11 protein-coding genes, 1 tRNA gene and 2 pseudogenes are annotated in these 12,988 nt (G+C 63.9%); 3 read left to right on the top strand and 11 right to left on the bottom strand.

Features of this window, described 5'->3' with window-relative positions; translation table 11 throughout:
* Positions 1-50: 50 nt before the first annotated feature.
* The 8 genes from AC07X9_RS08560 to cyoA all read right to left on the bottom strand — a co-directional run bounded on the left by AC07X9_RS08560 (position 51) and on the right by cyoA (position 7,065).
* Positions 51-124 (bottom strand) — tRNA-Gly (locus tag AC07X9_RS08560).
* A 50-nt stretch (positions 125-174) separates the two neighbouring features.
* The gene (locus tag AC07X9_RS08555) at positions 175-708 is read right to left on the bottom strand and encodes a response regulator transcription factor (RefSeq protein WP_017181375.1); all 534 of its coding nucleotides are present in this window, start codon (positions 706-708) and stop codon (positions 175-177) included.
* On the bottom strand, positions 698-2,023 hold the full coding sequence (locus AC07X9_RS08550) for an ATP-binding protein (protein WP_017181376.1): 1,326 nt from the start codon (positions 2,021-2,023) through the stop codon (positions 698-700). Before AC07X9_RS08550 ends, AC07X9_RS08555 begins: the two co-directional genes overlap by 11 nt.
* Positions 2,020-2,718, bottom strand: a complete 699-nt coding sequence (locus tag AC07X9_RS08545; RefSeq protein WP_017181377.1) for an SURF1 family protein — start codon at positions 2,716-2,718, stop codon at positions 2,020-2,022. The genes AC07X9_RS08550 and AC07X9_RS08545 overlap by 4 nt, the downstream gene beginning before the upstream one ends.
* Positions 2,715-3,089 carry a cytochrome o ubiquinol oxidase subunit IV gene (cyoD, locus tag AC07X9_RS08540; protein ID WP_026002088.1) on the bottom strand — a complete coding sequence of 125 codons (375 nt, stop codon included), beginning with the start codon at positions 3,087-3,089 and terminating at the stop codon, positions 2,715-2,717. Before cyoD ends, AC07X9_RS08545 begins: the two co-directional genes overlap by 4 nt.
* Complete coding sequence (cyoC, locus tag AC07X9_RS08535) at positions 3,086-3,730, bottom strand: cytochrome o ubiquinol oxidase subunit III (protein WP_017181379.1); 645 nt, start codon at positions 3,728-3,730, stop codon at positions 3,086-3,088. The genes cyoD and cyoC overlap by 4 nt, the downstream gene beginning before the upstream one ends.
* 5 nt (positions 3,731-3,735) lie before the next feature.
* Positions 3,736-5,754 (bottom strand): cytochrome o ubiquinol oxidase subunit I, encoded by a 2,019-nt coding sequence (gene cyoB, locus AC07X9_RS08530; RefSeq protein WP_086485740.1) that lies wholly within the window; start codon positions 5,752-5,754, stop codon positions 3,736-3,738.
* 171 nt (positions 5,755-5,925) lie between these two features.
* Positions 5,926-7,065 (bottom strand): ubiquinol oxidase subunit II, encoded by a 1,140-nt coding sequence (gene cyoA, locus AC07X9_RS08525; RefSeq protein WP_017184232.1) that lies wholly within the window; start codon positions 7,063-7,065, stop codon positions 5,926-5,928.
* A gap of 164 nt (positions 7,066-7,229) precedes the next feature.
* Between cyoA and AC07X9_RS08520 the strand changes: the two genes are divergently transcribed.
* Entirely contained in the window at positions 7,230-8,564 is a 1,335-nt protein-coding gene (locus AC07X9_RS08520; protein ID WP_017184231.1) for an MFS transporter, read from the top strand.
* 31 nt (positions 8,565-8,595) lie between these two features.
* Here AC07X9_RS08520 and AC07X9_RS08515 read toward each other — a convergent pair.
* A pseudogene (locus AC07X9_RS08515) lies at positions 8,596-8,787 on the bottom strand (family 2 glycosyl transferase); the annotation flags it as partial.
* A 100-nt stretch (positions 8,788-8,887) separates the two neighbouring features.
* Between AC07X9_RS08515 and AC07X9_RS08510 the strand changes: the two are divergent.
* Complete coding sequence (locus AC07X9_RS08510) at positions 8,888-9,907, top strand: IS110 family RNA-guided transposase (RefSeq protein ID WP_086485900.1); 1,020 nt, start codon at positions 8,888-8,890, stop codon at positions 9,905-9,907.
* Between the two features lie 266 nt (positions 9,908-10,173).
* Here the strand turns inward: AC07X9_RS08510 and AC07X9_RS08505 are convergent.
* Positions 10,174-10,833, bottom strand: a pseudogene (locus tag AC07X9_RS08505) (glycosyltransferase family 2 protein); the annotation flags it as partial.
* Between the two features lie 5 nt (positions 10,834-10,838).
* On the bottom strand, positions 10,839-12,110 hold the full coding sequence (locus tag AC07X9_RS08500; protein ID WP_017184229.1) for an ammonium transporter: 1,272 nt from the start codon (positions 12,108-12,110) through the stop codon (positions 10,839-10,841).
* 109 nt (positions 12,111-12,219) lie between these two features.
* Between AC07X9_RS08500 and AC07X9_RS08495 the strand changes: the two genes are divergently transcribed.
* Positions 12,220-12,921 carry an NAD-dependent deacylase gene (locus AC07X9_RS08495; protein ID WP_017184228.1) on the top strand — a complete coding sequence of 234 codons (702 nt, stop codon included), beginning with the start codon at positions 12,220-12,222 and terminating at the stop codon, positions 12,919-12,921.
* Positions 12,922-12,988 lie beyond the last annotated feature (67 nt).

Below are 12,988 nucleotides of genomic sequence, written 5' to 3'. Positions count from 1 at the left end.
GAGCACCGGTCGCCAAGGCGCGTTTGGATTATCCAGAGGATTGGGAAAATTGGAGCGGGTGAGGGGAATCGAACCCCCGTCGTCAGCTTGGGAAGCTGCTGCTCTACCATTGAGCTACACCCGCGTTCGACCGCCCATTGCCACGGGGGAAATGCGCCGTCAACCGATTGGGCGTCAGCCGATCTGGCGCTTGGCGAGTTTGCGGGCCAGGGTGCGGCGGTGCATGCCCAGGCGGCGGGCGGCTTCGGAAATGTTGAACTCGCTGTCCTTGAGCGCTTCATGGATATGTTCCCACTCCAGCGTCTTGATCGACGTCGGGCGGGGGGCGAGCGGGATGGCGGTGTCGCCGCCGGACCGGGCGAAGGCGGCTTCGATGTCGTCGCTGTTGGACGGTTTGGCGAGATAGTTGGTGGCGCCCAGCTTGATCGCCTCTACCGCGGTGGCAATGCTGGCAAAGCCGGTAAGCACGACGATGAGCATGTCGGGATCATGGGCGTGGAGCGCCTGGACGCAGACCAGCCCGGATTGCCCGCCCAGTTTGAGGTCGACGACGGCATAGCCCGGATCATGATCCGCCAGTAATTGCACGACCATTTCCTGACTGTCGGCGATCAGCACGGTATAGCCGCGCCGCTCGAACGAGCGTTTGAGCGTCTTGGCGAAGGCGTCGTCATCCTCGACGATCATGAGCAGGCGGTTATCGGTCATCGCTATCCTCCCCGATCGCGAGCGTGCCAAGCGGCAGGCGCAGCAATATCAGCGCGCCGCCATCCGCGCCATTGCTGGCGCTGACGCAGCCGCCAAGCTTTCGCACGACATTGACGACCAGGAACAGGCCAAGCCCGCCGCCCTGCCGCCCCTTGCTGGAGCGATAGGGCTTGCCGAAATCGGCCAGCATGTCCGCGTCGAACCCCGGTCCATTGTCGCGCACGGCAATGTTGAGCCACTGGCTTTCGCGCCCGACCAGCAGGTCAATATAGGTTGCGCCCGCCTCCCGCGCATTATCGAGCAGGTTGGTGATCGCCTGCCGGATGACGGGATCAGCGACGATCCGCGGATAATCGTGCGGGCCGAAATCGCAGCGCAGCGGCATCCCCGGATTGGCGGCGCGCCAGCCCTGCGCCATGGAGTCGATGAAGGCGCGGACATTGGTGACCTGCGGCGCTTCGCCACGCGCTTCGCCCGCCGACAGCAATATGCCCGACAGGATCGCCTTGCACCGGGTGACGGCGGCCTGCATCTCCTCCACTTCCTCGACCAGAGCGGGGTGGGTGGTGATTTCGGGCATGTGCCGCCAGTCGCCCAGCACGACCGCGAGCGAGGAGAGGGGGGTGCCCAGTTCATGCGCCGCGCCCGACGCCAGCAGGCCCATGCGGACGATATGCTCTTCCTCCGCCGCCTGTTGCCGCAATTGCGCCAGATAGGCTTCGCGCGCGGCCAGGTTGCGGGTCACGCGGGTCATGAACAGCACCAGCAGCACCGCGATCATGGTGAAGCAGACCCAGGTGCCGATGATGTGCAGATCGAACAGGCGGCCCTCCAGCGCGTCGCTGAGGTCCAGCGGGCGGTAGAAAAAGGCGAGGCCGGCGGCGCACAGCACGGAGATCGCGACGATGCCCCACACGCTCCAGCGATGGAGCAGCACCGCACCCAGCGCGACTTGGAGCAAATAGAGCGAGATGAAGGGATTGGTCGCGCCGCCGCTCATATAGAGTTGGGCGGTGAGCGAGAGGACGTCGAACAGCAGCGCCAGGAACAGTTCGGCATGGGTGATGTCGGTGCGCCGCCGCAATATGGCGAGGCTGGCCAGGTTCACGCCAGCCGCGATGCAGGGGACGACCAGCATCGGCACCATCGGCAGGCGGATGCCCATGCCGTAATGGACGATCAGGATGGTAGCGACCTGACCCGCCAGCGCGATCCAGCGCAACTGCACCAGCAGCGCCATATTCTTGCGCCCGGCAGCGTCGGCTGGCCACTGGCTGGGCAGCCAGCGGGCGGCGATCGGCAGGCGCAGGGTCATGGACGGCGGCTTTGACGCATGAGGAGGATATAGGCGCCCGCGACCATGGCGGCCAGACTGAACCATGTCAGTGCATAGACAAGATGATTGTTGGGGAAGCGGATGACGGTGAGGCCGCCGACGGGCAGGGCATCGGGCTGTGTCCCGGCGTCGGCGTCGATGAAATAATCGGCGGTCGCGGGCAGGGCGCGCGCGGCGGCGATGGCGGCGACATCGCGCGAATACCAGCGGTCGGCGGCGGGATCGTTCGACCGCAGGAAGCCGCCGCCCGGCTCTGTAAGACGCAGCAGGCCGGTGATGCGGACCGTCCCTGCCGGGCGGGCGTAGCGGGTGCGGGCGTCGTGCGGCACGAAACCGCGATTGACCAGGAGGATCGTGCCATCGGGGCGGCGCAGCGGCGTCAGCACCCAAAAGCCGGGGCCGCGCACGGTGGAAGCCTGCACCAGCGTTACTCGGTCGTGCAGGAAGGTGCCGGTCGCGCGCACGCGGCGATATTCGTCGGCCCCGGTGGCGCTAGCCGGCGCGGCGACAGGCGTGGCGTGGATGCGCGCGTCGACGCGGGCGATCAGGTCACGCTTCCACGCCAGCCGCTCCACCTGCCACACGCCCAATGCACACAGCCCCGTAAACAGCAAGGCGGCGATCAGCGTCAGGCCGACGGGGAAACCCACCCGGCCCTGGCTGTGCGATGTCACGGCATCTGGCTCATGTCATGCTCCATATGGGGCATCATATTGTTGTTGAGATGATACATGACCCACATCGAGCCGGACAGGGTGATAACCACCAGCACCAGCGTGAAGAGCAGCGCCATCATCGACCAGCCGCCTTCCGAGCGGGTGTTCATGTGCAGGAAGTAGATCATGTGGACGATGGTCTGCACCATGGCAAAGCCCATGATGACGAAGGCGGTGACCTGCGGATTGGCGAAGGTCTGGTTCATGACCAGCCAGAAGGGAATGGCCGTCAGCAGCACCGACAGGCCAAAGCCGATCATGTAGCTGCCCATGGTGCCGTGACTACCAGACCCATGGTCGTGATCGTGGCCGTGATCGTGCGCGCTCATCGCAGCATCCCCATGAGATAGACGAAGGTGAAGACGCCGATCCAGATGACGTCGAGGAAATGCCAGAACATCGACAGGCACATCAGGCGGCGCTGGTTGGCGGCGATCAGCCCCTTTTGCCCGACCTGCACCATCAGCGTCACCAGCCAGATGATGCCGAAGGTGACGTGCAGGCCATGGGTGCCGACCAGCGCGAAGAAGGCGGACAGGAAGCCCGACCGTTGCGGGGTTGCGCCTTCATGGATGAGATGGGCAAATTCGTAGAGTTCGATGCTCAGGAACGCCAGGCCGAACAGGCCGGTGATGGCGAGCCAGGCCTGCGTCGCGCCGACCTTGTCCTTCTCCATCGCCAGCATGGCAAAGCCATAGGTGATGGATGAGAAGAGCAGCATCGCGGTGTTGAGCGCGACGAGATTGAGGTCGAACAGGTCGCGCGGTCCCGGTCCCGCCGCATAATTGCCGCCCAGCACGGCATAGATGGCGAACAGGCAGGCGAAGATGAGGCAATCGCTCATCAGGTAGATCCAGAAGCCCAGCGCCGTGCTGGACCCTTCGGGATGATGCGGATCTTCGCCCAGATGGAAGAGCGGATTGCCGTCATTATCGAGGAAGGCGGGGTCGATTGCGGATCGTGTGGCCATGATGCTTAGCCCTGTGTTGCGAGCAGCGCGCTGCGCTCGCCCTCGGTACGCTCAACCACGTCCCGTGGGATGTAGAAATCGCGCTTGTAGTTGAACGTATGCCCGATCGCGACCGCCAGTATGGCGACGAAGGACAGGCCCGCCAGCCACCATATGTACCAGATCATCCCGACCGAGAAGGCGACCGACAGGCCCGCAATGATGATGCCGGTGCCGGTGTTGGACGGCATGTGGATGGGGGCATAGCCGGTCAGCGGACGCTCATAGCCGCGCTTCTTCATGTCCGCCCAGGCATCGCCATCATGGATGAGCGGGGTGAAGGCGAAATTATAGTCGGGCGGAGGCGAACTGGTCGCCCACTCGAGCGTGCGGCCGTCCCACGGATCGCCGGTCGTGTCACGCAACTGGTCGCGATTCTTGATGCTGACGGCGAACTGGATGAGCATGCAGGCGATGCCCCCCGCGATCATCACCGCGCCCAGCGCCGCGATCTGGAACCAGATTTGCAGGCTGGGATCATCGAACACGCGCATCCGGCGGGTGACGCCCATCAGGCCCAGCACATAGAGCGGCATGAAGGCGACCCAGAAGCCCACGACCCACAGCCAGAAGCTGCGCTTGCCCCATGTCGTCTCCAACCGGAAACCAAAGGCCTTGGGCCACCAGTAATTGATCGCCGCGAACAGGCCGAACAGGACGCCGCCGATGATGACATTGTGGAAATGGGCGATCAGGAACAGCGAATTGTGCAGCACGAAATCCGCCGGCGGAACGGCGAGCAGCACGCCGGTCATGCCGCCCACGGTGAAGGTCAGCATGAAGGCGACCGTCCACATCATCGGCAGTTCGTAGCGGATGCGCCCGCGATACATGGTGAACAGCCAGTTAAAGAGCTTGGCCCCGGTGGGGATGGAAATCACCATCGTCGTGATGCCGAAGAAGCTGTTGACGCTGGCGCCCGAACCCATGGTGAAGAAATGGTGCAGCCAGACGAGATAGCTGAGCAGCGCGATGACGATCGTGGCGTAGACCATCGAGCTGTAGCCGAACAAGCGCTTGGACGAGAAAGTGGAGGTGACTTCGCTGAACACGCCGAACAGCGGCAGGATGAGGATATAGACTTCCGGATGGCCCCAGATCCAGATCAGGTTCACATACATCATGGGGTTGCCGCCCATGTCGTTGGTGAAGAAGGCGGTGCCGACATAACGGTCGAGGCTGAGCAGCGCCAGCACGGCGGTCAGCACCGGGAAGGCGGCGACGATCAGGATATTGGCGCAGAGCGACGTCCAGGTGAAGATGGGCAGCTTCATCATCGTCATGCCCGGCGCACGCATCTTGACGATGGTGGCGATCAGGTTGACGCCCGATAGCAGCGTACCGATGCCCGCGATCTGCAAGCCCCAGATATAATAGTCGACGCCTACGCCCGGCGAATAGGCGATGCCCGACAAGGGCGGATAGGCGAGCCAGCCGGTGCGGGCGAATTCGCCCACGAACAGCGACATCATGACGATGACGGCGCCCGCCGTCGTCATCCAGAAGCTGAAATTGTTGAGGAAAGGAAAGCTGACGTCGCGCGCGCCGATCTGGAGCGGGACGATATAGTTCATGATCCCCGTGATCATCGGCATCGCGACGAAGAAGATCATGATGACGCCATGCGCCGTGAAAATCTGGTCGTAATGATGGGAATTCAGATAGCCTTCGGAACCGTTGAAGGCCATCGCCTGCTGAAGCCGCATCATGATCGCGTCGGCAAAGCCGCGCAGGAACATGATCAGTCCCAGGACCATGTACATGATGCCGATGCGCTTATGGTCGACGGTGGTGAACCAGTCGCGCCACAACATGCCCCACAGCCGATATTTGGTGATGAGGCCCAGCACCACCGCGCCGCCCAGCGCGACCATCACGAAGGTGCCGACGACGATCGGCTCATGCAGCGGGAGCGAACTCCAGTCGAGTCGACCGAAGATCAGCTTCCAGATGCCGCTATTTTCGGAGGCGGGATGCGGGGACATGGACGTTAGGGCCTTGAAAGGGGGAAGGGGGTGTTGGCTCGGAATTGATCCTCCCCTGCAAGGGGAGGTGGCAGGGCGAAGCCCTGACGGAGGGGTGTCGCCCTATCGTGAGGGCGACACCCCTCCACCGGCTCCGCCGGTCCCCCTCCCCTTGCAGGGGAGGAATGAACATCACATGCCATGGCCACCCCCATGCCCCTCATGATCCTGCTGCCCCGGCGCTTGGTTGCCGCGCTCGGCGGGGGTGCGTTCGGCGGCGGGCGTCATGCCTGCGGGCTGCGCGATCTCCCCCTTCTTGCCGGGTTCGACCGGGTGATAGCCGCCTACGTCGATGGTGCCGTCATGGCGCAGGCCAGCCGTGTCGCGGGCCGATTCCTTGCCCGCCCCGCCTAGGGCGTCGGTCATCATGATCTGGTCCATGCAGCGCTTGCCCGGTTGCACGCACATATTGAGCGCGGCGTGGAACAGGCGGGGTTCGACGCTGGCGAAATAGATCGGCTTCACCTTTTCGCTGGGCTGTTCCAGCTTCACGTAGGTGGCGCGGTCCAGCCTCTGGCCGCTGGCCTTCACGCGGGCGACCCACTGGTCAAAGCCGCGCTGGTCCATGGCGTGGAATTTGAAGCGCATGTTGGAAAAGCCGGCGCCCGAATAGTTGGCGGAAAAGCCGTCGAAGGTGCCGGGCCGGTTGGCGACCGCGTGCAGGCTGGTCTGCATTGCCGGCATGGCATAGATCTGCCCGGCGAGCGCGGGCACGAAAAAGCTGTTCATGATCGATGCGGACGTGATCTTGAATTCGATCGGCTGGTCGATCGGCGCGGCCAGTTCATTGACTGTGGCGATCCCCAGTTCCGGATAGATGAACAGCCATTTCCAGTCGAGCGCGACGACTTCGACCTGCAGGCGCTTTGCCGCCGGATCGACCTTGCGCTGCGGGTCGAGCCGTTCGACCGGGCGATAGGGGTCGAGCAGATGGGTGCTGGTCCAGGTGACCGCACCCAGCGCGATGATGATCAGCAGCGGCGCGGACCAGATCAGCAATTCCAGGCTGGTCGAATGGTCCCAGTCGGGGTCATAATCGGCGGCCTGCGCCTTTGCGCGATATTTCCAGGCGAACCAGGCGATCGTGCCCATCACTGGCACCACGATCAGCAGCATCAGCGCGGTCGCGATGAGGATGAGGTCGCGTTGCTGCATTGCAACGTCGCCCGACGGGGCCATGACCACCCAGTTGCACGCCCCCAGCGGCAGCAGCAGAACGGGCGCGAATCGGCGCAGAATTGCGCGGCTTTTGGCGGGCGGTCGAGCGATCATGGCCTCCGTCTAGTCAGGAAGTTACCGGGGCGACATTGGACCTTTTGTCCTATCCCTGTGCGGTTGCGAAATAGGGCATGGGTCTATTTGACAAGCCGATGATTCGCCATGCAACGAAGTAGGGCGAACAATCGTTCCCGCAGCATGAAGGCCCTTTTCACGCCATGACATCCGCGACGACAACGCCCAACAAGACGCAGGCGGAGCATGACGTGCGCAATCTTCATGCGCATGGCGACAAGAAAATCGCGCCGACCGAGATCGCCATTGGCGTCATCATCGGGCGGACGTCGGAATTTTTCGACTTTTTCGTTTATGCCATCGCGTCCTGCATCGTCTTTCCCGCCCATGTGTTCCCCTATCTGTCGCCGCTGCAGGGCACGCTCTGGTCCTTCGCCATCTTTGCGCTCGCCTTTGTGAGCCGGCCGATCGGGTCGGTCATCTTCATGGCGATCGACCGCGCCTATGGCCGCGGGGTGAAGCTGACCATCGCGCTGTTCCTGCTTGGCGGATCGACCGCGGCTATCGCGTTCCTGCCCGGCTACGCGACGATCGGCCATTGGTCGGCCGTGCTGCTGGCGCTGTTCCGCGCGGGGCAGGGGGTGGCGCTGGGCGGCACCTGGGATGGTCTTGCATCCTTGCTCTCGCTCAACGCGCCGCAGAGCAAGCGCGGCTGGTACGCCATGATGCCGCAACTGGGTGCGCCGCTGGCGCTGATGGTGACGGCGGGCCTGTTCGCCTTCTTCCTGTCGACCTTGTCGCGCGCCGATTTCCTCGATTGGGGCTGGCGCTATCCTTTCTTCGTGGCGTTCGCGATCAATGTGGTGGCTTTGTTCGCGCGGTTGCGGATCGTGGTGACGGAGGAGTTTTCGCGCCTGTATGAAAAGCGCGAGCTTCAGCCTTCGCTGGTCATCCCGACCGTGCGCAGCGAAGGGCGCAACATCGTCATCGGCGCTTTTGCCCCGCTGGCCAGTTTCGCGCTGTTCCACATGGTCACCGTGTTTCCGCTGTCGTGGATCGCGCTCTACACCGACCAGCCGCTGGAGCGCTTTCTGGTGATCGAGGTGATCGGCGCGTTTGTCGGCGTGCTGGCGATCATCGTCTCCGGCTTCGTTGCCGACATGATCGGGCGCCGCCGGTTGCTGGGCTTTTCGGCGGTCGGCATCGGCTTTTTCGCGGTCGCCGCGCCGCTGCTGCTGAATGGCGGCGATCTGGGCGAGGTCGCCTTCATGGTGCTGGGCTTCATCCTGCTTGGCCTCAGCTTTGGCCAGTCGTCGGGCGTGGTAGCCTCCAATTTCCGTACCGCGACCCGCTATACCGGGTCGGCGCTGACGTCGGATCTTGCCTGGCTAGTGGGGGCGGGCTTTGCCCCGCTGGTCGCGCTGGCGATTTCCGCCGAGTTCGGGCTGGCGGCGTCGGGCGCCTATCTGCTGTCGGGTGCGGTCGTCACCGGCCTGGCGCTGTTCGTGAACAAGGAACTGGCGGGCAAGGATCGCTAACCCGTTTGCCAGCCCAGGCGGGCGGCGGAGCTTAGAGCGCGTCCCGCATCCGGGCCAATGCCTTGCGGTCGAACCAGGCGCTGATGCCGCCGCGCGGGCGGAAGCGGGGGAGCCAGTCGGGGTAGAGGCTGGAAAGGCGCGGGGGCAGGCCGTCCGGTCCCTGCCGCGTCATGATGTCCGACACGATCCGGTTCTGGAAGAAGCGGACCGAATAGTTAATCAGATGGGGTGGTTGCCGCCCTCCCCAGACGGCATCGCAATGTGCCAAGATAGTGGTGTTGAAAGGCCACTGAGCGGAAAGGACGGCAACCGTGACAAAGGATATGATGATCGGGGTTGATTTGGCAAAAGCTGTTTTTCAGCTGCATGCCGCGTCGATGACAGGTCAGCTTCGGTTTTGTAAAAAGCTGTCGCGGCAGAGTTTCCTCAAGTTTATGGCCGAGCAGCCTCGTGCGGTGGTTGTGATGGAGGCTTGTGGCAGCGCGCATTACTGGGCCCGCGAGATGACCAGCCTGGGCCACGAGGTGAAGCTGATTGCGCCGCAATACGTGAAGCCGTTTGTGAAGCGGCAGAAGAATGATGCGGCAGACGCCGAGGCGATCGTGATCGCCGCCCAGAGACCGGAAATGCGCTTCGTCGAGCCAAAATCAGCCGAGCAGCAAGGTCGGGCAATGCTGTTCCGGGCGCGGACCCGGCTAGTTCAGCAGCGCACCGAACTGGTCAACATGCTGCGCGCTTTTCTTTACGAGCTCGGTCATGTGGTGCCGCAGGGCATCAATAACGTGTCCCGGATCGCCGCGATCATCACCGAGCCCAACAGCGATCTGCCTGAGATTGCCCGGATTGAATGCCGCGATTTGCTGGAGCAGATCGAAGCAATGACCGTGCGGATTGCGACAAGCGACCGCCGGATCAAGGATCTGGCAGGGCAAGCAGACATGGCTCGAAGGCTACAGACCATGCCTGGAGTGGGGCCGATGACGGCTCTGGCAGTCGAAGCGTTTGCCCCGCCAATGGAGAGCTTCAAATGCGGCAGGGACTTTGCCGCTTGGCTGGGATTGGTGCCGAAACAGCATTCGAGCGGAGGCAAGACCCGTCATGGCCGCGTCTCCAAAGCCGGGCAAAGCGACATTCGCCAGCTGCTTATCATGGGCGCCATGTCGCGATTGAACTGGATGGGCCGAAAATCGATCTCAGAAACATCGTGGCTAGCCCGCATGCTGGCGCGCAAGCCACGGATGCTGGTGGCAATCGCATTGGCCAACAAGATGGCCCGGATGATCTGGGCGATGTTGACGAAACAGGAAGATTATCGAACCCCGGCAACGGCAATCGCCGCCTGATAGAAAGGCTGCGCAAGGCCCAAGCTGGTAAGGGGGAGTGAGAAGGCGACGACCCGAATGGGCAAAATGATCGAACAGATCTGGATCAGGAAAACCAGTTAAGAGTCCCGAGTTTCGAGCTCGTGAATCAGATTTGGACCTGATCCGCGGATCACCATACCGGCCAGCGGCTTCTGGAAAACGCTGCAATCAAAGGCCTGACAGAAGACCGCGCTCGATCACCTGTTCACCGGTTCAAATACTTCTTGCCTCACGGGCGGCAACCACAGAAGCCTCTTATACTGCATCGTCCAGGTGGACGGACGGGTCAGGCTGACCTGTTCGCAGGCAAAGCCCGCGCCGTCGCAGGCGATCACACGGGTAACGTCCCAGCCGCTATCCTTTTGCAGATCGGTATGCGCCCAGGCCGCGACCAGCCCATCATCGCCAATCAGATCGTCGGGCAGGCGCAGGCCGCGCATGCGGATCGCGCCGACGAAGAGCCCCGACAGCGCGTAGAGATCGCCAAACAGCCCGCCGTCGGCACGCAGATTGCGGCGATAGGTTTGCGCCATCCGGCCATTGACCGGCATACCGGCGGCGGCATTGGCATGGGGGTGGGCGGCAAGGTCCGCCACCAGCGCGTCAATCGACCCGCTCTGTATCTCCGCGTCGCCATCCAGAAAGACGACGGCCTGCTCGCTACCGTTCAGCAGGTCATGGATCAGATGGTTCCAGGTCCGTGACTTGCCGCCCGCGGCAATGTCATGAACGATGACGTTCGATCGCCCGCCCGCCGCTTCCCGCGCCCGCGCCACGGTGGCGTCGGTGGTGCCGTTGACCAGCACATGGAACAGCGTATCCGCCCGGTCGAGCGGCAGCGAGCCAAGGCAGGTGGCGATGCGCTTTTCTTCCTGATGGGCGAAAATGGCGACGGCAACAGTCATGGCGTTTAGCGGAAATCCCAGGCCTGCTGGCCATGCTGGCTGGCGTCGAGGCCGTCGGCTTCTTCCTGCGCGCCCACGCGCATGGGGATGACCATCGACACGATCAGCGCGGCGATGGCGGTGCCGATCATCGCCCAGAGCGCGACGATGGCAAGACCGGCGAGCTGGCTGAGCAGCGCGGCGCTCAGGCTGACCGGCACTTCATAGCCGACCCCGCCCAGCAGCGGCAGGACGAAGATGGGGAGCAGCAGGACGCCGGTGAGGCCGCCCAGTCCGTGCACCACGAATATGCCCGCCGGATCGTCGATCCAGCGCGCCGCCAGCCCGCCGCCGATGCGGCAGACAATTGCTGCAATCACGCCGATCATCATCGCGCCGCCTGTGCCCACCAAAGCGGCGCTGGCCGAAATGGCGGCGATTCCCGCCAGGGCGCCGGACAGGATGCCGGTGGCGCTGGTGCGCGCGCCCAGCAGCCGGTCGAGCAAGGCCCAGAGCAGCGCGGCGGCGCAGGCGGCAAAATGATAGTTCAGGATGGCGGTCGCGGCGTCATCGGTTGCGCCCAGTGCCCAGCCGCCGACCACGCCCGACAGGCCGATCCACAGCAATGCGCCGCCCGCCAGACCGAGTACGGGGGAATGGCCGGGTTCGGAGGCTTCGCGCCGCCGCCCGGCGATCAGGGTCAGAGTCAGCGCGGAAAAGCCCGCAACGCCATGCACGACCAGCCCGCCGGCAAAATCCAGCACGCCAAGGTCGGCGAGCCAGCCGCCGCCCCACACCGCATGGACAGTCGGCGCATAGACCAGCAACAGCCAGAGCGGCGCGAAGCCGATCAGCCAGCCCAGCCGCACCCGTTCCGCAACCGCACCGATCAGCAGACAGGCGGCCAGCAGGGCCAGCGCCATCTGGAACAGGACGAAGGCGGATTCGGGTACGGTCATCCCGTCGCGCAATTGCCCCAGATTGGCGAGCAGCAGGTTCGCGCCGCCGCCCAGCCATGCGCTGCCCGGCGCATAGGCGATGGAATAGCCCGCGATTCCCCAGACCAGCGACACGATCGCAATCACGGCCGCGCCCTGCGTCATCACCGACAGCGCATTGCGCACATTGACCAGCCCCGCATGGCGCAGCATCAGCCCCGGCAATGCGGCCAGCAGCACGAGCAGCGCGCAAAGGATCATCCAGCCGGTATCGCCACTATCGGCAACGGCGACCTGCGCAAAGGCGGGCTGCGGCAGCGCGAGGGCGGCGATCAGGGGCAGGGTCTGGGCAAAACGCATGGGGCATGTTCCGGCTTTAATAATGCGTCGGGGTCTAGCCCGGACGGGGTAAAGACTTCGATAAGCAGGAGCATGGCGTTGACGCGGCGCATTGGCTAGGCTGGGCGACATGAACCCGGACATACGCAATATCGTCATCCTCACCGGCGCGGGGATTTCCGCCGAAAGCGGGCTTGCCACCTTTCGCGGGCCGGACGGATTGTGGGAAGGGCATCGCGTCGAGGATGTCTGCACGCCCGAAGCGATCGCGCGCAATCCCGCGCTGGTGCATCGCTTCTATGACGAGCGGCGCGCGAAGCTGGACGATGTGGCGCCCAATGCCGCGCATGAGGCGCTGGCGGCGCTCGACAGGGCGTGGCCGGGCGAATTGCTGATCGTCACGCAGAATGTCGATGACCTGCATGAACGGGCTGGGGCGAAGCGGCTGATCCACATGCATGGCGCGCTGCGATCGGCGCTGTGCGCGGCGTGCGGGAAGGCGGTGGCGTGGAGCGGATCGCTGCCGCCCGGATCGGTATGCGATGGCTGCGGCAAGCCCAGGCTGCGGCCCGACATCGTGTTCTTTGGCGAAATGCCCTATGAGATGGACGCGATCGACGATGCGCTGCGGCGCGCGGACCTGTTCGTGTCGATCGGCACGTCCGGCGCGGTCTATCCGGCGGCAGGTTTCGTCCAGACCGCCCGCCATGTCGGCGCGCGAACGCTGGAGCTCAATCTCGATCCTTCAGCGGGCAGTTATTATTTCGAGGAAAGCCGGCTGGGACCGGCGAGTGTACTGGTGCCGGAGATGGTGCGGGAGTTGTTGGGGTAGGGGCAGGCTATTGCCCGAGCGGGTTTTGAAACTGATGCGTCCCGGGTGAAATCCCCACATCCGTTCG

This window comes from Sphingobium sp. GW456-12-10-14-TSB1, from assembly GCF_059424385.1.
This window is presented reverse-complemented; position numbering and strand designations above follow the sequence as displayed.

Coding starts and splice junctions, on each gene's coding strand:
- AC07X9_RS08555 (WP_017181375.1), bottom strand. CDS start 708: ATGACCGATAACCGCCTGCTCATGATCGTCGAGGATGACGACGCCTTC.
- AC07X9_RS08550 (WP_017181376.1), bottom strand. CDS start 2,023: ATGACCCTGCGCCTGCCGATCGCCGCCCGCTGGCTGCCCAGCCAGTGG.
- cyoD (WP_026002088.1), bottom strand. CDS start 3,089: ATGAGCGCGCACGATCACGGCCACGATCACGACCATGGGTCTGGTAGT.
- cyoC (WP_017181379.1), bottom strand. CDS start 3,730: ATGGCCACACGATCCGCAATCGACCCCGCCTTCCTCGATAATGACGGC.
- cyoB (WP_086485740.1), bottom strand. CDS start 5,754: ATGTCCCCGCATCCCGCCTCCGAAAATAGCGGCATCTGGAAGCTGATC.
- cyoA (WP_017184232.1), bottom strand. CDS start 7,065: ATGATCGCTCGACCGCCCGCCAAAAGCCGCGCAATTCTGCGCCGATTC.
- AC07X9_RS08520 (WP_017184231.1), top strand. CDS start 7,230: ATGACATCCGCGACGACAACGCCCAACAAGACGCAGGCGGAGCATGAC.
- AC07X9_RS08510 (WP_086485900.1), top strand. CDS start 8,888: ATGATGATCGGGGTTGATTTGGCAAAAGCTGTTTTTCAGCTGCATGCC.
- AC07X9_RS08500 (WP_017184229.1), bottom strand. CDS start 12,110: ATGCGTTTTGCCCAGACCCTGCCCCTGATCGCCGCCCTCGCGCTGCCG.
- AC07X9_RS08495 (WP_017184228.1), top strand. CDS start 12,220: ATGAACCCGGACATACGCAATATCGTCATCCTCACCGGCGCGGGGATT.